This window comes from Brachybacterium sp. GCM10030268 (genome assembly GCF_042666305.1).
GTDB lineage: Bacteria > Actinomycetota > Actinomycetes > Actinomycetales > Dermabacteraceae > Brachybacterium.
The window spans coordinates 40,839-58,079 of record NZ_JBHTCW010000011.1 but is presented as its reverse complement, the minus strand read 5'-3'; the positions used below and the strand labels follow the sequence as shown (position 1 = coordinate 58,079).

The window sequence follows — 17,241 nt, the reverse complement described above, 5'->3', positions numbered from 1 at the left end:
CGTCGGCGATGTCTGGGCGCTTCGTCAATGCGCATCGGCGGCCGGATATTCCAGCGCTCGACCGTGATGGCGGCCGATCGGCACCATCAGCGGCAGCCCGGAGACCGGATCGGTGATGACCCGGTTGGTCAGGCCGAAGACCTCCTGCACGCGGTCCTCCGTGAGCACCTCGGCGGGGCGGCCGCACGCGCGCACGGCGCCGGAGGCGAGCATCACCAGCTGGTCGCAGTAGCGCGCGGCGAGATTCAGGTCGTGCAGCACCATGACGATGGTGATCCCGCGGGCCCGGTTCAGATCCGTCAGCAGGTCCAGCACCTCGACCTGGTGGCTGACGTCCAGGAACGTGGTGGGCTCGTCCAGCAGCAGCAGATCGGTCTCCTGCGCCAGCGCCATCGCGATCCACACCCGCTGGCGCTGCCCGCCGGAGAGCTCGTCGACCGGCCGGTCGGCGAGGTCCGCGGTGCGGGTCGCGTCCAGGGCGGCGGCGACCGCGTCGTCGTCGGCGCGGCTCCAGCGGGAGAAGACCCCCTGGTGCGGGTGCCGCCCGCGGCCGACGAGATCGGCGACCGTGATCCCCTCGGGCGTGATCGGGGCTTGGGGAAGCAGTCCCAGGAGGCGGGCCAGGTGCTTGGCGGGCATGCGGTGGACCTGCTGGCCGTCCAGCAGCACCCGGCCCGCCCGCGGCGTCAGCAGGCGGGACATCGAGCGCAGCAGCGTCGACTTGCCCGAGGCGTTCGCGCCCACGATCGCGGTGACCTTCCCGGGCAGCACCGAGAGGTCCAGTCCCTCGATGACGGTGCGCTCGCCGTAGCCGAGGGTCAGCTCCTGGACGCGCAGGGTGTGGTCACTGGTCACAGGGTGCTCCCTCGACGGTTCACGCGGATGATGAGAAAGATCAGGTACGGGGCCCCGAGCACGCCGGTGACCACGCCGACCGGGTAGCGGGTACCGGTGGCGTACTGGCCCAGCAGATCCGCGACGAGCACCAGCAGTGCGCCCACCAGAGCGGCGGGGACGAGCGGGGAGGAGCCTGGACCGACCAGTCGGGCGGCGATCGGACCGGACAGGAACGCGACGAAGGCGATCGGCCCGCAGGCGGCGGTGGCGAAGGAGATGAGCCCCACGGCGGCGACCACGACGATCAGCCGGGTGCGGCCCACGCGTACGCCGAGGGCCTGGGCGGCGTCGTCCCCGAGCTGGGTGGCGCGCAGATCGCCGGTGCGGGAGAGGAGCACCGGGGCCAGCACCGCGAGCGCGACCAGGACCGGCACCGTCTGCTGCCAGGAGGTGTTGTTCAGGCTGCCGGTGAGCCAGCGCAGCGCCTCCTGCAGGTCCCACTGGCCGGCACCGGTGAGCACCCAGTCGGTCAGGCTCTGGAGCATCGCCGCGACTCCGATGCCCACCAGGATCAGCCGCATCCCGGCCATGCCGCCCCGCGCGGCCAGCAGGTAGATCAGTACGGCGACGCCGAGGCCCGCGAGGATGGCCAGCAGCGAGACCGCGGGGCCGGACAGGCCGAGGACCACGATCCCGAAGGCCGCCGCGGCGCTGGCGCCCGAGGAGATGCCGATGATGTCGGGGCTCGCCAGCGGGTTGCGCAGCATGGTCTGGAAGGTGACACCGCCGAGACCGAAGCACGCCCCGGCCAGGACCGCGAGCACGGCGCGGGGCAGCCGCAGCCTGCCCACGGTGAAGCTCGCCCCGGGCACCTCCTGGCCGGCGATGACGGCCAGCACCTCGGCGGGGGTGTAGAACGTCCGGCCCACCATCAGCGAGAGGCAGAAGACCAGCAGGATCGCCGTGGCGAGGACGATGACGGTCACGGCGGCGCGGGTGCGGCGCCGGCGCCGGGCCGCGGTGACCCGTGCCAGGGTGCCGGTCGTGGGCGCAGCGGTGCTGCTCGGAGCGTGCGTTCGCGTGCTCAGCGTGGCGCTCATAGGGAGGCCAGCCTCTGGCGTCGGACGATGGCGATGAAGACCGGCGCTCCCAGCAGAGCGGTGACGATGCCGACGTCCAGCTCGGCGGGGCGTGCGACGATGCGACCGAGGACGTCGGCCGCCGTCAGCAGGGCCGCCCCGGCCACCGCGCTGAAGGGCAGCAGCCAGCGGTGGTCCACGCCGATCAGGAGCCGGCACGCGTGAGGGACCACCAGGCCGACGAAGCCGATGGGGCCGGTCACCGCGGTCGCCGCTCCGCACAGCACGACGGCGCCGAGCGCGGCCACCGCCCGGGTCACAGCGACGCGCTCGCCGAGTCCGGCCGCCAGCTCGTCCCCGAGCGCCAGGGTGTTCAGCCCCCGTGCGGACAGGAGGCTGAGCACGAGACCGCCGAGGAGGAACGGGGCGACCTGCTGCAGGGAGGCGTAGGTGCCGCCGCCCACCCCGCCGATCTGCCAGGAGCGCACGCTGTCGCCGATGTCGGCGCGGGGCAGCACGACAGCGCTGATGAAGGAGGTCAGCGCCGCGCCGGTGGCCGCCCCGGCGAGGGCGAGCTTCAGGGGGGTGGCTCCGCCCCGGCCGAGCGAGCCGAGCGTGTGGACGAGCACCGCGGTGGCGCCGGCGCCGACGATCGCCACCCAGATGTAGCTCGAGGCGGCGGTGAGGCCGAAGTGGGCGATGCCGATCACCACGGCCAGCGACGCACCGGTGTTGATCCCCAGGATGCCGGGGTCGGCGAGCGGGTTGCGGGTCACGCCCTGCATCACGGCACCGGAGACGCCGAGCGCGGCGCCCGCGGCGATGGCGAGCAGCGTGCGGGGGATGCGCGTGGCGACCGCGGCCGGCCCGAATCCATCGGTCGATCCGCCGAGAGCCGCGAGGATGTCGGCCGCACCGACCTCGCGCGAGCCGATGGTGACCGAGAGCGCCATCAGTGCCGTCAGCACCGCGAGCGTGACCAGCAGCCAGAGGGTGCGCGTGCGCGCCGACCGCCGCAGCGTGGCGGCGGTGCCTGCTGTGGCCGGGGCCGAGCTCGGGGCGGTCGCGGTCACGAGACGGCGCGGTCCAGCTCGGCCAGGTAGTCCTCGAGGATGTAGGAGATCGCCAGCGGGGTGGGGTTCGCCGCGGTGCCCAGCGGGCTGTCGCTGGGCAGGTTCACCACGGCACCGTTGCGGACGGCGGGGATCTGGGAGAGCAGCGGGTCGGCCTCGAGGGCCTCGATCAGGGTCTCGTCGCCGTAGGTCACGATGATGTCGACGTCGTGGAACACGTCGGCCTGCTCGGCGCTGATCGTCGCGGAGAACTCCGTGGCGTCCTGGGAGGCGGCGACCACGCTGGGGGCGATCGCCATCCCGAGATCCTCGAAGAACATCGTGCGGGTGTCGTGGGCCGTGTAGAAGCTGACCTCGGAGAGGTCGGTGGTGTCCACGTGGGTCAGGAACATGGCGTTCTTGCCGGCGATCGCGGGGTGCCCGGCGGCGGCGTCCTCGATCTCGGTCTCCAGCTCGGCGATCAGCGCCTCGCCCTCGGAGGCCATCCCCATCGCGGTGGAATTGACGGTGATCATCTCGCGCCAGGGCGTGCCCCAGGCGATCTCCGGGAACGGCACGGTCGGGGCGATCGCGGTGAGGGTGTCGTAGTCCTCCTGGGTCAGGCCCGAATAGGCCGCGAGGATCACGTCGGGCGCGGTGTCGGCGACGCCCTCGAAGTCGATGCCGTCGGACTCGTCGAACAGCTCCGGGGTCTCGGCCCCCAGCTCCTCGAGCTTCTCGGCGACCCAGGGGAGGACCCCGTCCCCGTCGTCGTCACCGAAGTTGGCCGCGGCCATCCCCGCGGGCACCACGCCGAGGGCCAGCGGCACCTCGTGGTTGGCCCACGCCACGGTGGTGATGACCTCGGGGGCCGCCGGGATGGCCGTGGTCCCGAAGGCGTGCTCGATCGTGATCTCGCCACCTCCACCGGCGTCGGAGGAGCCGCCCTCCTCGGCCTGGCCGGAGGAGGAGCAGCCGGCGAGGGCGGCGGCCAGGACGGCGGCGGAACCGGCGAATGCGCGGCGGGACAGACGGGTCATGAGAGGCCTTTCGTCAGTGGCCGCGCGCGGAGGCGGGCGCCGGTCGGGCATGACACGGCCCGGAGAAGAACAGCTAAGGCTTGCCTCATCAAAATACGCAACAGCAGTGTTGCGTGCAACTGGGTGTCACTGGTCGTGCGGATCCTCGAGCGGGACTCCCGCGCGGCGGGCGACGTCCCGCCAGGTCGCCGCCAGCGATTCCACGGTCGCGTGAGCGTTCAGGCCGCTGGGCTGGGGCACCACCCACAGCGCCACCTCCGCCGGCCACCCGGCCAGACCTGCGGTCTCCTGCGGGCCCAGCTGCGCCCGCGGCACCGTGAACGCGGCGCGGAAGGCCGTGATCCCGGCGATGGCCACCAGGGCCGGCCGCAGCTCGGCGGCACGGCGGCCGAGCACCTCACCGGCCTCGCGCAGCTCTGCCCGGCCGAGCTCGTCGGCGCGCGCGGTGGCCCGGCCGATCAGGTTCGTGATGCCGATGCCGCGCTCGCGCAGTGCCTGCTCGTCCTCGGCCCTCAGCCCGCGGGAGGCGTCGATCAGGTGCGGGGTGAGACCCGCGCGGTGCAGGGAGGGCCAGAAGCGGTTGCCCGGCCGGGCGAAAGGAGCGTTGACCGCGGCGGTCCACAGCCCCGGGTTGATGCCGACGATCAGCAGCCGCAGCTGCTCGCCGCGCGATGGGTCCGGGAGGACATCGTCCATGGCATCGCCCTCGAGGGCGGCGAAGCGGGCGAGATCCTCGCGGGTGGGCCTGCGGCCGGCCAGGGGAGAGGGGAGGCGCGTGCTCATCCGGGCACTGTACGTCGGCTCGGTATCCTGAGCCGATGGAGCTGCGGATCGCCCCCGGAGACATCACCACGACCGCCGCGGACGCCATCGTCAACGCGGCGAACTCCTCCCTGCTCGGTGGCGGAGGCGTCGACGGCGCCATCCACCGCCGCGGCGGGCCCGAGATCCTCGCCGAGTGCCGACGGCTGCGGGAGGACGAGCTGCCCGACGGCCTGCCCGCCGGTCGGGCGGTCGCCACCACAGCCGGTGACCTGCCGGCCCGCTGGGTGATCCACACGGTCGGCCCGGTGCACGCGACGAACGAGGACCGCTCGGAGACCCTGGCCTCCTGCTACCGCGAATCACTGCGCGTCGCGGCCGCGATCGGCGCTCGCAGCGTCGCCTTCCCCACCATCTCCGCCGGCGTCTACGGCTGGCCGCTCCCGGACGCGGCCCGGATCGCCGTCGAGACGGTCCGTTTGATGGACGACGAGGTCGGCGCCGATATCGCCGAGGTGCTGTTCGTGCCCTACGGCGAGGCGGCCGAGGCGGCGTTCCGCGGCGTACTGTGACCTCCATGCGCCGCCCCGAAGCAGCTCGGCTGACCGTGATCGCCGGCCCCATGTTCGCCGGCAAGACCGAGGAGCTGCTGCGACGCGTCCACCGCTCGCGGCTCGCCGGCCTGCGCGTCGACGTCATCGGCCACCGCCTGGACGACCGTGCCGGGCCCGGTCGGCTGAGCACCCACATCGGGCGCTCCACACCGGCCAGGATGCTCGGCGAGGCCCGCGACGTGCTGGAGGTCCTCGACGGGGAGCGTCCGGACAAGCTCGCGATCGACGAGGCGCAGTTCTTCGGCCCCTCGATCGTGCCGGTGATCGAGCAGCTGCTGGAGGCCGGCATCGACGTGGAGGTCGCCGGGCTCTGCGTCACCTACGACGGGGAGCCGTTCGACCCGGTCCCCGCCCTGATGGCCGTCGCCGAGGAGGCCGTGAAGCTGACCGCGGTGTGCGCGGTCTGCGGGGCCGACGCAGCCTTGCACTTGCGCCTGGCCGGGGAGGCGGGCGATGCACTGCGGCCGACGGCCGAGCAGGTCGGGGGCAGCGAGTCCTACCAGGCACGCTGCCGCAGCCACCGGCTCCAGCGGCCGGACGGGGCCCGGATCAGGTGATGGGGTCGTCCCCGGGCTCGACCAGGCGGATCCCGTCCAGATCCCACTGGCCGTCGGTGCGGCGCACGAAGTACTGCAGCTGGACCTCGGTGTCCCGGCCGTCGACGGTGTACGTCTCGGTCACGTCGAAGATCGCGTAGCCCTGGCGGTTGGTGCGCTCGGTGACCTCGTAGTCGATCCCGGACATGCCGCCGACGGTCTCCTCGAAGACCTCGCACGAGGTCAGCCCCGTCGACTCGCGGTACTCCTGCGTCGTCGAGTCCTCGAACAGCTCGCAGTCGCCGGACTGGAGCGAGGAGTAGAAGTCCTCGAGCGTCGACTGGGGATTCCCGCGGGTGAGGACCTGCCAGGCGATGATCACCGCGAACAGGCCCACGATCACGAGGCCGACCGCAGCGATGCCCGCGGCCAGAAGCCAATGGCACAGCGGGCGCCTGCGCGCGGTGCGCGGAAACTGTGCGTCGACCATCTCTTCCCCCCGAGGACCGGCAGCCGTGTCGCGACGCAGTATTCCGCACCGCGAGGCGATGTGCGATGCGCGAGCCGGTATCGATAGCCTTACGGTCATGATCGTCACCGCAGACCCGGGCCCCGTCGGATCTCCCACCAGCAAGGACGGCGCCGGCCTCGTCGCCGCCTCTGCCCTGCGGTACACCGTCGAGCCGGGGGAGCGGGCCGAGTCCCTGCTGCCGCCCCTCGACGGGGTCGACGAGCCCGTCGGGCGCATCGTGCAGGCCGATGACGTGCTGCGCGTGTTCGTGCACCCGCAGCTGGACGCAGCGCTCACCTGGGGCGCGACCTACGTCGCGGTCGACCTGATCTTCACCGACGGCGCCCGGCTCTCCGAGCTGGAGCCGCGCGACCAGTACGGCACCGAGGCCACCGCCCGGGGGATGGGCGAGGGAAAGATCCTGTACGCGGACCAGTGGAATGACGTGCAGGTCGCCCTGGGGGCCGCGGCCGGGCGCACGATCGCGGAGGTCGTGCTGGTCGCCGACGCCCCGGCCGATCCCGAGGCCGACCTCGTGGACGCCGCCGAGGGCGACCTCGAGGGCGCCGGTCCCGCGGAGCCCGAGCGGCTGACGGGGTGGATCGACGGCCCCTACATCGGTCCGAGGCCCGCGGACCCGCCGGCCGGTGACCCCGTGGCCTGGGTCGACACCCGGCGCGGCACGCACGCCTCCGGGGACTTCTCCCGGGGCAACAACGTCCCGGCCACCGCCATGCCCAATGGGTTCGCGATGTTCACGCCCCTCACCGACGCCCGGACCCGGCGCTGGCTGTACGAGTACCACCGCCGCAACGGCGCTGACAACCGCCCGCGCCTGCAGGGCCTGGCGGTCTCGCACCAGCCGAGCCCCTGGATGGGCGACCGCAACCAGTTCGTCCTCATGCCGCTGGCCGGTGAGGAGCCCGACGCCGATCCGGAGGCCCGTGCCCTGGGCTTCGATCATGCCGCCGAGACGGCGCGCCCGGACCTGTACGAGGTGGCTCTCGACGGCGGCACCTCGCTGCGTCTGGCGCCGAGCGACCACGGCGCGGTCTGCGAGATCGACTTCCCGGCCGAGCCCTCCCCGCGGCACCTGCTGCTCGAGGGGACCGACGAGCACGCCCGGATCGACGCCGCCGGTGCGGTCTTCGACGGGAGGCTGCGCGCGTGGGTGGACCCGGTGGCCGGCGAGGGGGCGACCCGTATGTTCGTCCTCGCCGAGGTCGAGCCCGCGCCGGTGGCCGTCGGCCCCTCGCGCGGCGGTTCGCCCGGCGCCAGCGTGCTGACCTTCGAACCCGGCACGCAGCAGGTCACCGTGCGTCTGGTCACCAGCTTCATCGGGCTCGAGCAGGGCCGGCGCACCTTCGCCCACGAGGTCGAGGGGCGCAGCATCGCCCAGGTGCGCGCGGAGGCCCACGCCGCCTGGACCGAGCGCCTGCGCGTGATCGAACCGGCCGGAGCCACCCCGCCCCAGCTGCGGACCCTGTACGGCAACCTGTACCGCCTGAACCTCTACCCCAGCTCGCACTGGGAGAACGCCGGCAGCCCGGAGCGGCCCGAACCGGTGCACGCCAGCCCCGTGCTCGCGGTCAAGGGCGAGGCCACCGACACCCGCACCAACGCCCAGGTGCTGCCCGGCAGGATGTACGTCAACCACGGCTTCTGGGACACGTACCGCACGGCCTGGCCCGCCTACGCGCTGCTGTACCCGGATCTCGCCGCAGAGCTCGCCGACGGCTTCGTCCAGCAGTACCGCGAGGGCGGGTGGATCGCGCGCTGGTCCTCGCCCGGCTACGCCGACTGCATGACCGGCACCAGCAGCGACATCGCCATCGCCGACCTCGCCGTCAAGGGCATCACGCTGCCGGACCCGCTCGCCGCCTACGAGGCCGGCCTGCGCAACGCCACCGTCGCCCCCACGCAGCCCGAGGTGGGCCGCAAGGGCAACGAGCGGGCCGTGTTCACCGGCTACGTCGACACCGACACCCCCGAATCCGTCTCCTGGGCACTGGAGGCCCACATCAACGATGCCGGGCTCGCCGCGCAGGCCGAGCTGCTCGCCGAGGAGACGGAGGCCGACGACGCCCGCCTCGCCGCCCGGCTGCGCGAGGAGGCGGAGTACCTGCGAGCCCGAGCCCGGAACTATCTGCTGCTGTTCGACCCCGGCGTCGGGTTCTTCCAGGGCCGACGGGCCGACGGCGGCTTCGCCCGGAGCCCCGAGGAGTTCGACCCGCGGGTATGGGGCGGGGACTTCACCGAGACCGACGGCTGGAACTTCGCCTTCCACGTCCCCCATGACGGCGAGGGCCTGGCCGCGCTGTACGGAGGCCGCGCCGGGCTGCGCGCCAAGCTGGAGGAGTTCTTCCACACCCCCGAGCGTGCCGACCTCAAGGGCACCTACGGGCACGTCATCCACGAGATGCTCGAGGCCCGCGCGGTACGGATGGGCCAGTTCGGCGTCTCGAACCAGCCCAGCCACCACATCCCCTTCCTCTTCCACCACGCGGGCGAGCCGCACCGCGCCTCTCAGGTGGTGCGCGAGGTCCAGCGCCGCCTGTTCGTCGGTGAGGAGATCGGCCAGGGCTATCCCGGCGACGAGGACAACGGCGAGATGAGCGCCTGGTGGCTGCTGACGGCGCTGGGTCTGTACCCGCTGCAGCTGGGCACGGGCCGCTACCACCTGGTGGCACCGCTGTTCGAGCGGGCGACGGTGCGGCCGCTGGGTGGTGAGCCGTTCACGATCACCGCCGAGGGGCAGGCTCCGGCCCACGACGTCATCACGGGTCTCAGCGTGGACGGCCGCGAGCACCGGGACTCCTGGATCGAGCACGGGGACCTGCGCGGAACGCTCCGCTTCCGCCTCGGCGCCGAGCCGACGGGCTGGGGCGAGGTGCCGCCCTCACCGACTCCGGCGGGGCACCGGCCGCAGCCGCTGCGGGACCTCTTCGCGGCCGATCCCGCGGATCCGGTGCGGGACGACGACTCCCGCACCGAGCGCTCCTGGGAGACGGCCGACGCGGTGATCGAGCTGCCCGAGCTGGGCGAGCCCCTCCAGGCGCGGTTCCTCACCTTGACCTCCTCGGCGCAGGAGGGCGGGGACCCGATCGCCTTCCGGGTCGAGGGCTCGGTCGACGGCGAGAACTGGACGGTGCTGGACGAGCGCTCGAGGGAGTCGTTCCGCTGGCGCCGCCAGACACGTCCGTTCCGGATCGCGACGCCGCGGGCGTGCACCCATCACCGCCTGGTGATCACCACCGCGCAGGGGCCTCTGCGCCTGGCCGAGCTGGAGCTGCTGGGCTGAGATCTCCTCGCCGTCGCCGCAGCAGCCCGCCACGTCCCGTGGCGGGAGTGCCGCGGCGCCGATCGATCGCGGTGAAGGGCCAGGTCATGAGCGCCCACACGAGAGCGATCGCGATCGCTTCGACCAGCAGGTACTGCGGCCAGGGGCCCATGACGTCCAGAATGCTCGCGCCGTCCGGGGCACGGTTGAGATAGCCGTAGTTGGCGCCCGTGAGTGCATTGCCGGTGAAGGCGATGAGCGCCCACGCCACCGTGGCGGCATACGTGAGCAGATATCCCGGCCACGTGGGGCGATATCCGAGCCCCCACACCAGCACCACCGGGGCCAGCACCCCGGTCGCGTGGGCGACCCAGTACTCCGAGAACTCCAGCGGGACCGAGACGAAGTAGTTCAGGTCCGGGGTCAGCACCGACTGCATGTTCAGCGTCAGTCCCCAGAAGTACATGATCACGATCGCCCAGCGGGCCTGCGTGATCAGCGCGAGTGGGATCAGGAATCGCAGGACGTCCGAGTAGTGCAGGGGCAGCGACTCGTCGATGTTCCAGGACCAGGGCATGAAGCCCCACGCCGTCCAGAACACCGAGTTCGCCAGCAGCACCCAGCCGGCAGCGCGCAGCACCCGGTCCGCCGTGGCGGGCTCGACGCGCCGCGCCCAGACCACGAGGGCGATCGCCGCCAGCACGATGATCAGGAGCACTCCGAGGTGCGTGGTCCCGTAGGCGGGCATGTACCCGATCCGGTCCGACTCCGGCATCGCTGATCCTCCCCGTCGGTGCGGTCCCGGCTCCGCCCGGCGCGGATCCGTCGAAGCGTCCCAGCAGAGCATACGAGGATGCCTGCCCGTCGGGGCCGCTATCGGCCCTCCTTCATCCGGGAGTCGGGAGGCCCCGCCCCGTGGCGGTGCGATGCGGTGCGGTGTGGTGCGGTGCCTACGGTACGGCGCCCCCGGCCGAGGGCCGATAGCATCGGGGGTCCCCGCGCCGAACACCCGAGGAGATGCGATGTCCCAGGCCTTTCACGCCGATTCGTCCGAGCTGGTGACCAAGGAGGTCCTCAGCTGGGAGCTGTTCGGCACCGCGTCGCGGGAGCTGGCACGAACGGTGGCCGATTCCGACTTCGCGCCGGAGATCATCATCGCCGTCGCCCGTGGCGGCCTGGTGCCGGCCGGCGCACTCGCCTACGCCCTGGGGCTGAAGCTCGCCGACGCGATCAACGTCGAGTTCTACACCGACGTGCACGAGACGCTGCCGGACCCGGTCCTGCTCGCGCCGATGCTCGACACCGAGTCGATCAGCGGCAAGCGGCTGCTGGTGGTCGATGACGTCGCCGACTCCGGGCGCACCCTCGCACTCGTGCTGGACCTGCTGCGCGAGCAGGGGGCCGACGCGCGCAGCGCCGTGCTGTACGCGAAGTCCGGTTCGGTGGTCGCTCCCGACTTCGTCTGGCACCGCACCGACGAGTGGATCGTCTTCCCCTGGTCGGCGGAGCCCCCGGTCACCGCTCAGGCAGGCTGACCGCGAGGTCGGCGCGGGAGCCGCGCCGCGAGGCCCCCGCGGGACCGTCCCTCGCGATCTCCCCGGCGGTGCTCCCAGCGGCTCAGTGCTCGGTCCGGGGCTTCTCGGTGGGGGCCGCCGCGTCGTCGCCGGGCTGGTCACCGGCGCCGTGTCCCTCGTCCCCGCCGTGGTGACCGAAGGGCAGGAAGTGCATGATCACCGCGAGGACGGCGCCGACGAGCAGACCGATCAGGAACGAGAAGAACGTGTTGATCAGCCAGCCCAGAACTCCACCGACGGCGGCGATCCCGGCGACGGCCTCCTCGAGGTGATGGACGAAGCCGTAGGGCTGAGCGAGTCCCAGATCGTGGGTGCCGACCAGCAGGATGTGGCCGCCGACCCACAGCATCGCCACCATGCCGACATAGCTGATGATGTCCATGACCACGGGCATGGCCCGGACCAGAGAGTTGCCGATGCGCTGCTTGGCCGCCGAGTTCTCCTCGGCGGCCATGGCCAGGCCCACGTCGTCCATCTTCACCAGGATCCCGACCGTTCCGTAGACCAGGACGGTGATACCGAGCGCGATCACCACGAGCACCGCGGCGCGGGTCCAGATGTCGGGTGCTTCGACGGAGTTCAGCGAGATCACCATGATCTCGGCCGAGAGGATGAGGTCGGTGCGGACGGCGCTGGAGACGATCTTCTTCTCCGCGTCGGCGCCCTTCGCGGCGGCCGGGGCCTTCTTCGGCGTGCCGCTGACCAGCTCCCAGATCTTCTCGGCGCCCTCGAAGCTCAGATACAGGCCGCCGAGCATGAGTATCGGGGTGAGCAGGAAGTCCGCGAACGTGCTGAGCAGCAGCAGGACCGGCAGGATGAAAACGAGCTTGTTGACCAGCGAACCCTTGGTGATCCGCCAGATGATCGGGAGCTCGCGCTTGGGCTTGATGCCCTGGACGTACTGCGGGGTCACGGCCGTGTCATCGATCACCACGCCGACGGCCTTGGATCCGGCCTTGGCGGAGGCGGCGGCGATGTCGTCCGTGCTGGCCGCGGCCAGCCTCGCCAGGGCGGCCACGTCATCGAGCAGTGCGGCGAGTCCACCGGCCATGCTGGTTCCTTCCCTGAGGGCGCGGCCGCCCCGGTGGCGACCCGGGTCAGGATACCGGGGATCGCTCCTTTGTCTGCCCGCAGCGGAATGAAGCTCGGGGTATCTCGACGCGGTCGTCGTCGCGGTGCCACAGTTGGTGCATGGATATCGCACTCATCGGAGGACATGGCAAGGTCGCGCTCCTGGCGGAGCCGCTGCTGTCGACGGCAGGACACACCGTCAACGCGGTGATCCGCGACCCGGATCAGAGCGCTGACGTCGAGGCGGCCGGTGCCCGGCCGGTCGTGGCCGACATCGAGACCCTCGACGCCTACGGCTGGGACGAGCTGCTGCGCGGCAACGACGCAGTGGTGTGGGCCGCCGGCGCCGGGGGCGGCAACCCTGAGCGCACGTGGGCCGTGGACCGCGGGGCCGCGATCGCCTCGATGGAGTCCGCCCGGCGCGTCGGTGCGACGCGCTACGTGATGATCAGCTACTTCGGGGCCGGGCCGGATCACGGCGTCTCCGAGGACGACCCGTTCTTCGCCTACGCCGAGTCCAAGGCCCAGGCCGATGCCCACCTCCAGGGCACCGAGCTGGACTGGACGATCCTCGCCCCGTCGGGTCTCACCCTCGACGAGCCCACCGGGCGGATCGAGGTGGGCGTCCCCGAGGGCGGTCACGTCTCGCGCGGGAACGTCGCCCGCACCATCGTGGCCGCTCTCGAGCGGCCCGGCACCATCGGGAAGTTCCTCGCCTTCAACGACGGCGACCAGGAGATCGGCGCCGCGCTCGACGCGGCGATCTGACCCCGCTCCGGTTCCCCGGCCCACGGCCCCGGCATCGCCCGATGCCGGGGCCGTCGTGCGTCCATGGGCCCCGGCATGCCCTGCCCTGCGCTGACCTGACCTGCACGAGTGCCGTACCGTGAGGGGGTTTGCTCGCAGAAGGAGGATGTGTGGACGTCGTACGGCGGTGGGCGGCGGTTCTCTCGCTCGCGATGGGGATCTTCGTCCTGATCACGATCGAGGAGCTGCCGATCGGGGTGCTCAGCGTGATGGCACCGGACCTCGGGGTCAGTGAGGGCGTCGGCGGCCTGGCCGTGACCGTCCCCGGCATCCTCGCCGGCGTCGTCGCCGTCGTGACCCCGGTGGTCGTCGGCACCCTGGACAGGCGGATCGTACTGGTGATCGCCCTGGTCTCGGTGGTGGTCTCCTGCGCTCTCAGCGTCATCGCCCCGAGCTTCACCATGCTCCTGCTCGCCCGGCTCTTCGCGGGCATCGCGATCGGCCTGTACTGGGCCGTGATGGCGGTCGTGGCCGTCGGCCAGGTGCCGCGAGAGCAGACCGCCCGGGCGCTGACCGTCGCGTTCGCGGGCTCCGGGAGCGCGCTGGTGATGGGCGTGCCGGTGGCCACGTGGATCGGCACCCATCTGGGCTGGCGGGAGGCCTTCGGCGTGGTCGGCGGCGTGGCCGCCCTGGTCGCCGTGGCGATCGCGGTGCTGGTGCGGCCGGTGCACTCCGCGGTCAAGGTCACCCCGGCGATGATGCTGGTCGCCGCGCGCACCCGTGGCGTCCGGTACGCCGTCGCGCTGACCGGGCTGGTGGTCATCGCCCAGTTCATCACCTACAGCTACGTCAGCCCCATCCTGCTGGAGCGGGCAGGGATCGCCGTCACCGACATCGGCCCGATGCTGCTGACCTTCGGCCTCGCCGGCCTGCTCGGGAACTTCGCCGTGGCGCCGGTGCTCAGGCGCAGTGCACCGCTGGGCGTGCTCGTCGTCTCGGCCGGGCTCGGCCTGTCGCTGCTGGCCGTGGTGGCGCTGATGCAGGGAACCGTCTCGGCATTGGCGATCATGCCGGTGTGGGGACTGTTCGCCGGCGCCGCCCCCGTCGCCATCCAGGCGTTCGTCGGCACCGAGGCGCAGGACGTCATGGAGGAGGGGACCGCCCTGAACAGCGCCGTGTTCAACACGGCGATCGCCCTCGGCGCCCTGATCGGCGGGCTGATCATCGACGCCGCCGGCCAGACCACCATGATCCTGACCTCGGCCGTGATGGTCGGGGCCGGGGTGGCAGTGGCGGTGCGGTACCTCGTCAGCCGATGATGCGCATCGTCTCCGCGCCGCGGGGAGCGTCCTCGCGCACCTCGACGTCGGAGACCCGAGCGGCGGGTGGGCCCTGACGCAGCCAGTCGACCATCGCCTCGACCGCGTCCCCGGCGCCCTCCACGTCGGCCTCCACCGTGCCGTCCAGCAGGTTGCGCACCGTGCCGCCGACCCCGAGACGCTCCGCCTCGGCGGCGGCCGACATCCGGAAGCCGACGCCCTGGACCCTGCCGCTGACCCGCACGATCCGGCGGACGTCGTCAGCGCCTGCCATCACGCGTTGTCCCCTCCCGTGTCGGAGGCCTGGGGCGGCGCCTCCTCGCCGGCCGCGTCGGCATTGTCGTCCCACTGCCAGCCCGCGATCTCGGGGACGTCCTCCCCGTGCTCGTACGCATACGCCCGGGCGCGCACGCGGAGGTCGGACATCTGTTGGCGCAGCCCGGCGTAGCGGGTGGTCAGGCCGGCCCGGTCGATCACGTCCATGACCAGGTGGTAGCGGTCGGCATCGTTGCGCATCAGCATGTCGAACGGCGTCGTGGTGGTGCCCTCCTCCTTGTAGCCGCGCACGTGGATGCGGCCGGTGCGGTCGTGACGGTAGGCCAGGCGATGGATGAGCCAGGGGTATCCGTGGTACGCGAAGATCACCGGCACGTCCTCGCCGAAGATGCCCTGGAAGTCGCGCTCGGAGAGCCCGTGGGGATGCTCGCTGTCGTCCTGCAGGCGCATCAGGTCCACCACGTTGACCACCCGCACCTTCAGCCCCGGCACCTGCTCCCGCAGGATCTTCGCGGCCGCGAGCGTCTCGATGGTGGGGATGTCCCCGGCGCAGGCGAGCACCACGTCGGGGTCCTCCCCGGTGACCTCCGTGCCGGCCCACTCCCAGATGCCCAGCCCGCGGGCGCAGTGGACGATCGCCTCGTCCATGCTCAGCCAGTTCGGGTTCGGCTGCTTGCCGGCGACGACCACGTTGACGTACTGGCGGGAGCGCAGGCAGTGGTCGTAGGTCGACAGCAGGGTGTTGGCATCCGGCGGCAGGTAGACCCGCACGATCTCGGCCTTCTTGTTGACCATGTGGTCGATGAAGCCCGGATCCTGATGGGAGAAGCCGTTGTGATCCTGCCGCCACACGTGCGAGCTGAGCAGGTAGTTCAGGGAGGCCAGCGGCCGCCGCCACTCCAGCTCATTGGTGACCTTCAGCCACTTGGCGTGCTGATTGACCATCGAGTCGACGATGTGGATGAAGGCCTCGTACGAGGAGAACATGCCGTGGCGGCCCGTGAGCAGATACCCCTCCAGCCAGCCCTGGCACTGGTGCTCGGAGAGCATTTCCATCACCCGGCCCGTCGGCGCCAGGTGCTCCTCGCGGTCGTGCGGCTCGAACTCGGCGTTCCACTGCTTGTCGGTGACGTCGTAGACCCCCTGGAGCCGGTTCGAGGCGGTCTCGTCGGGCCCGAAGATCCGGAAGCTGTGGGGGTTCTGGGCGATGACATCGGTCAGCCAGGTGCCCAGCACCCGGGTCGCCTCAGCGGTGGAGGCGCCGGGATAGGGGACCTCCACCGCGTAGTCGCGGAAATCGGGCAGCCGCAGGTCCTTCAGCACGGAGCCGCCGTTGGTGGCCGGGTTGGCGGACATCCGCAGTTCACCCTCCGGGGCCGCGGCGGCGATCTCGGCGCGCAGGGCGCCGGACTCGTCGAACAGCTCCTCGGGGCGGTACGAGCGCAACCAGGAATCCAGGTCGGCCAGGTGCTCCTCGGTGTCGCGGGCGTTGGGCAGGGGCACCTGGTGGGAGCGCCACGAGCCCTCGGTCACCTTGCCGTCGATGGTCTTCGGTCCGGTCCAGCCCTTCGGCGAGCGGAAGATGATCATCGGCCAGGCCGGTCGCGTCGTCTCCCGCCCGGCCTCGGCGTCCTCGCGGGCCTGCTGCTTGATCTGCGCGATCTGGTCCAGGGCCGTATCGAGCACCTCGGCGAAGCGGCGGTGCGCGGCCATTGGATCCTCGTCGTCGAAGCCGCCGCGGAACAGCAGCGGGGTGTGCCCGTAGCCCCGCATCAGGTCCTCGAGCTCCTCGTCGCCGATACGGGCCAGGACGGTGGGGTTGGCGATCTTGTACCCGTTCAGGTGCAGGATCGGCAGCACCACCCCGTCGGTCAGCGGATTGAGGAACTTGTTGGAGTGCCACGAGGTGGCCAGCGGACCGGTCTCCGCCTCTCCGTCCCCCACCACGGTGAAGGCGATCTCGTCGGGCCGGTCGAACATGGCGCCGTAGGCGTGGGAGAGGGCGTAGCCCAGCTCTCCGCCCTCATGGATCGATCCCGGGGTCTCCGGGGCCACGTGCGAGGGGATCCCGCCGGGGAAGGAGAACTGGGTGAACAGGCGAGCCAGTCCTCGCTCGTCCCGGCTGACGGCGGGGTAGACGTCGGAGTAGGTGCCCTCGAGGTAGCTCGCGGCGACCAGTCCCGGACCGCCGTGCCCGGGGCCGGTGATGTACATGGCCTTCAGGCCGCGCTGGGAGATCGCCCGATTGGCGTGGGCGTACAGGAACGTCAGGCCCGGAGTGGTGCCCCAGTGCCCGAGCAGACGCGGCTTGACGTGCTCGCGCTGCAACGGGCGGCGCAGCAGCGGGTTGTCCTTGAGGTAGATCTGCCCGACCGAGAGGTAGTTCGCTGCCCGCCACCACCCGTGGAGCCGCTCGAGCTCCTCGTCGGTGGGGGTCTCGGCGGGGGAGTTCGGCCAGCTGGCAACGGTGGTCATGGCGCCTTCCTGCAGCTCGGGCAACAGAGATCCCGGAGGGGATACGTTCACGGTACGACCCGGACCGG

16 protein-coding genes are annotated in these 17,241 nt (G+C 71.8%); 6 read left to right on the top strand and 10 right to left on the bottom strand.

Annotated features, from left to right (window positions below):
• Nucleotides 1–24: 24 nt before the first annotated feature.
• The 5 genes from ACFQRD_RS14035 to ACFQRD_RS14015 all read right to left on the bottom strand — a co-directional run bounded on the left by ACFQRD_RS14035 (nt 25) and on the right by ACFQRD_RS14015 (nt 4,791).
• Entirely contained in the window at nt 25–855 is an 831-nt protein-coding gene (locus tag ACFQRD_RS14035) for an ABC transporter ATP-binding protein (protein ID WP_377019374.1), read from the bottom strand.
• On the bottom strand, nt 852–1,937 hold the full coding sequence (locus ACFQRD_RS14030; protein WP_377019373.1) for a FecCD family ABC transporter permease: 1,086 nt from the start codon (nt 1,935–1,937) through the stop codon (nt 852–854). Before ACFQRD_RS14030 ends, ACFQRD_RS14035 begins: the two co-directional genes overlap by 4 nt.
• Nucleotides 1,934–2,989 (bottom strand): FecCD family ABC transporter permease, encoded by a 1,056-nt coding sequence (locus ACFQRD_RS14025; protein WP_377804591.1) that lies wholly within the window; start codon nt 2,987–2,989, stop codon nt 1,934–1,936. The genes ACFQRD_RS14030 and ACFQRD_RS14025 overlap by 4 nt, the downstream gene beginning before the upstream one ends.
• Nucleotides 2,986–4,008 (bottom strand): iron-siderophore ABC transporter substrate-binding protein, encoded by a 1,023-nt coding sequence (locus tag ACFQRD_RS14020; protein ID WP_377019371.1) that lies wholly within the window; start codon nt 4,006–4,008, stop codon nt 2,986–2,988. The genes ACFQRD_RS14025 and ACFQRD_RS14020 overlap by 4 nt, the downstream gene beginning before the upstream one ends.
• A 126-nt stretch (nt 4,009–4,134) precedes the next feature.
• The gene (locus ACFQRD_RS14015; protein ID WP_377019370.1) at nt 4,135–4,791 is read right to left on the bottom strand and encodes a mismatch-specific DNA-glycosylase; all 657 of its coding nucleotides are present in this window, start codon (nt 4,789–4,791) and stop codon (nt 4,135–4,137) included.
• Nucleotides 4,792–4,826: 35 nt separating this feature from the next.
• Between ACFQRD_RS14015 and ACFQRD_RS14010 the strand changes: the two genes are divergently transcribed.
• Together ACFQRD_RS14010 and ACFQRD_RS14005 are read left to right on the top strand one after the other, a co-directional pair.
• Complete coding sequence (locus ACFQRD_RS14010) at nt 4,827–5,342, top strand: O-acetyl-ADP-ribose deacetylase (protein ID WP_377019369.1); 516 nt, start codon at nt 4,827–4,829, stop codon at nt 5,340–5,342.
• A 5-nt stretch (nt 5,343–5,347) separates the two neighbouring features.
• Nucleotides 5,348–5,941, top strand: coding sequence for a thymidine kinase (locus tag ACFQRD_RS14005; RefSeq protein ID WP_377804589.1), 594 nt, complete (start codon nt 5,348–5,350; stop codon nt 5,939–5,941).
• On the opposite strand, the gene ACFQRD_RS14000 is transcribed toward ACFQRD_RS14005, so the two are convergent.
• Nucleotides 5,934–6,410, bottom strand: coding sequence for a hypothetical protein (locus ACFQRD_RS14000; protein WP_377019367.1), 477 nt, complete (start codon nt 6,408–6,410; stop codon nt 5,934–5,936). The genes ACFQRD_RS14005 and ACFQRD_RS14000 overlap by 8 nt on opposite strands.
• A gap of 97 nt (nt 6,411–6,507) precedes the next feature.
• Between ACFQRD_RS14000 and ACFQRD_RS13995 the strand changes: the two genes are divergently transcribed.
• The gene (locus tag ACFQRD_RS13995; protein ID WP_377019366.1) at nt 6,508–9,732 is read left to right on the top strand and encodes a GH92 family glycosyl hydrolase; all 3,225 of its coding nucleotides are present in this window, start codon (nt 6,508–6,510) and stop codon (nt 9,730–9,732) included.
• Here the strand turns inward: ACFQRD_RS13995 and ACFQRD_RS13990 are convergent.
• A complete protein-coding gene (locus ACFQRD_RS13990; protein ID WP_377019365.1) occupies nt 9,680–10,486 on the bottom strand; it encodes a TIGR02206 family membrane protein in 807 nt (268 codons plus the stop codon). The genes ACFQRD_RS13995 and ACFQRD_RS13990 overlap by 53 nt on opposite strands.
• Before the next feature lie 247 nt (nt 10,487–10,733).
• On the opposite strand from ACFQRD_RS13990, the gene ACFQRD_RS13985 reads away from it, so the two are divergent.
• The gene (locus tag ACFQRD_RS13985) at nt 10,734–11,246 is read left to right on the top strand and encodes a phosphoribosyltransferase (RefSeq protein WP_377019364.1); all 513 of its coding nucleotides are present in this window, start codon (nt 10,734–10,736) and stop codon (nt 11,244–11,246) included.
• Between the two features lie 82 nt (nt 11,247–11,328).
• Here the strand turns inward: ACFQRD_RS13985 and ACFQRD_RS13980 are convergent, their stop codons facing one another.
• Nucleotides 11,329–12,336 carry a DUF808 domain-containing protein gene (locus ACFQRD_RS13980; protein WP_377019362.1) on the bottom strand — a complete coding sequence of 336 codons (1,008 nt, stop codon included), beginning with the start codon at nt 12,334–12,336 and terminating at the stop codon, nt 11,329–11,331.
• A gap of 140 nt (nt 12,337–12,476) precedes the next feature.
• Here ACFQRD_RS13980 and ACFQRD_RS13975 point away from each other — a divergent pair, with 140 nt between their 5' ends.
• Both ACFQRD_RS13975 and ACFQRD_RS13970 read left to right on the top strand, forming a co-directional pair.
• The gene (locus tag ACFQRD_RS13975; protein ID WP_377019361.1) at nt 12,477–13,124 is read left to right on the top strand and encodes an SDR family oxidoreductase; all 648 of its coding nucleotides are present in this window, start codon (nt 12,477–12,479) and stop codon (nt 13,122–13,124) included.
• 149 nt (nt 13,125–13,273) lie between these two features.
• The gene (locus tag ACFQRD_RS13970) at nt 13,274–14,422 is read left to right on the top strand and encodes an MFS transporter (RefSeq protein ID WP_377019360.1); all 1,149 of its coding nucleotides are present in this window, start codon (nt 13,274–13,276) and stop codon (nt 14,420–14,422) included.
• Here the strand turns inward: ACFQRD_RS13970 and ACFQRD_RS13965 are convergent.
• Both ACFQRD_RS13965 and ACFQRD_RS13960 read right to left on the bottom strand, forming a co-directional pair.
• Nucleotides 14,412–14,696, bottom strand: a complete 285-nt coding sequence (locus ACFQRD_RS13965; protein ID WP_377019359.1) for an acylphosphatase — start codon at nt 14,694–14,696, stop codon at nt 14,412–14,414. The genes ACFQRD_RS13970 and ACFQRD_RS13965 overlap by 11 nt on opposite strands.
• The gene (locus ACFQRD_RS13960; RefSeq protein WP_377804586.1) at nt 14,696–17,173 is read right to left on the bottom strand and encodes a phosphoketolase; all 2,478 of its coding nucleotides are present in this window, start codon (nt 17,171–17,173) and stop codon (nt 14,696–14,698) included. The genes ACFQRD_RS13965 and ACFQRD_RS13960 overlap by 1 nt, the downstream gene beginning before the upstream one ends.
• Between the last annotated feature and the right edge of the window lie 68 nt (nt 17,174–17,241).

Bases quoted from the DNA above. Each gene is read 5' to 3' on its own strand.
- ACFQRD_RS14030 (WP_377019373.1), bottom strand. From the start codon at position 1,937: ATGAGCGCCACGCTGAGCACGCGAACGCACGCTCCGAGCAGCACCGCT.
- ACFQRD_RS14020 (WP_377019371.1), bottom strand. From the start codon at position 4,008: ATGACCCGTCTGTCCCGCCGCGCATTCGCCGGTTCCGCCGCCGTCCTG.
- ACFQRD_RS14015 (WP_377019370.1), bottom strand. From the start codon at position 4,791: ATGAGCACGCGCCTCCCCTCTCCCCTGGCCGGCCGCAGGCCCACCCGC.
- ACFQRD_RS14010 (WP_377019369.1), top strand. From the start codon at position 4,827: ATGGAGCTGCGGATCGCCCCCGGAGACATCACCACGACCGCCGCGGAC.
- ACFQRD_RS14005 (WP_377804589.1), top strand. From the start codon at position 5,348: ATGCGCCGCCCCGAAGCAGCTCGGCTGACCGTGATCGCCGGCCCCATG.
- ACFQRD_RS14000 (WP_377019367.1), bottom strand. From the start codon at position 6,410: ATGGTCGACGCACAGTTTCCGCGCACCGCGCGCAGGCGCCCGCTGTGC.
- ACFQRD_RS13995 (WP_377019366.1), top strand. From the start codon at position 6,508: ATGATCGTCACCGCAGACCCGGGCCCCGTCGGATCTCCCACCAGCAAG.
- ACFQRD_RS13990 (WP_377019365.1), bottom strand. From the start codon at position 10,486: ATGCCGGAGTCGGACCGGATCGGGTACATGCCCGCCTACGGGACCACG.
- ACFQRD_RS13985 (WP_377019364.1), top strand. From the start codon at position 10,734: ATGTCCCAGGCCTTTCACGCCGATTCGTCCGAGCTGGTGACCAAGGAG.
- ACFQRD_RS13980 (WP_377019362.1), bottom strand. From the start codon at position 12,336: ATGGCCGGTGGACTCGCCGCACTGCTCGATGACGTGGCCGCCCTGGCG.
- ACFQRD_RS13975 (WP_377019361.1), top strand. From the start codon at position 12,477: ATGGATATCGCACTCATCGGAGGACATGGCAAGGTCGCGCTCCTGGCG.
- ACFQRD_RS13965 (WP_377019359.1), bottom strand. From the start codon at position 14,696: ATGGCAGGCGCTGACGACGTCCGCCGGATCGTGCGGGTCAGCGGCAGG.
- ACFQRD_RS13960 (WP_377804586.1), bottom strand. From the start codon at position 17,173: ATGACCACCGTTGCCAGCTGGCCGAACTCCCCCGCCGAGACCCCCACC.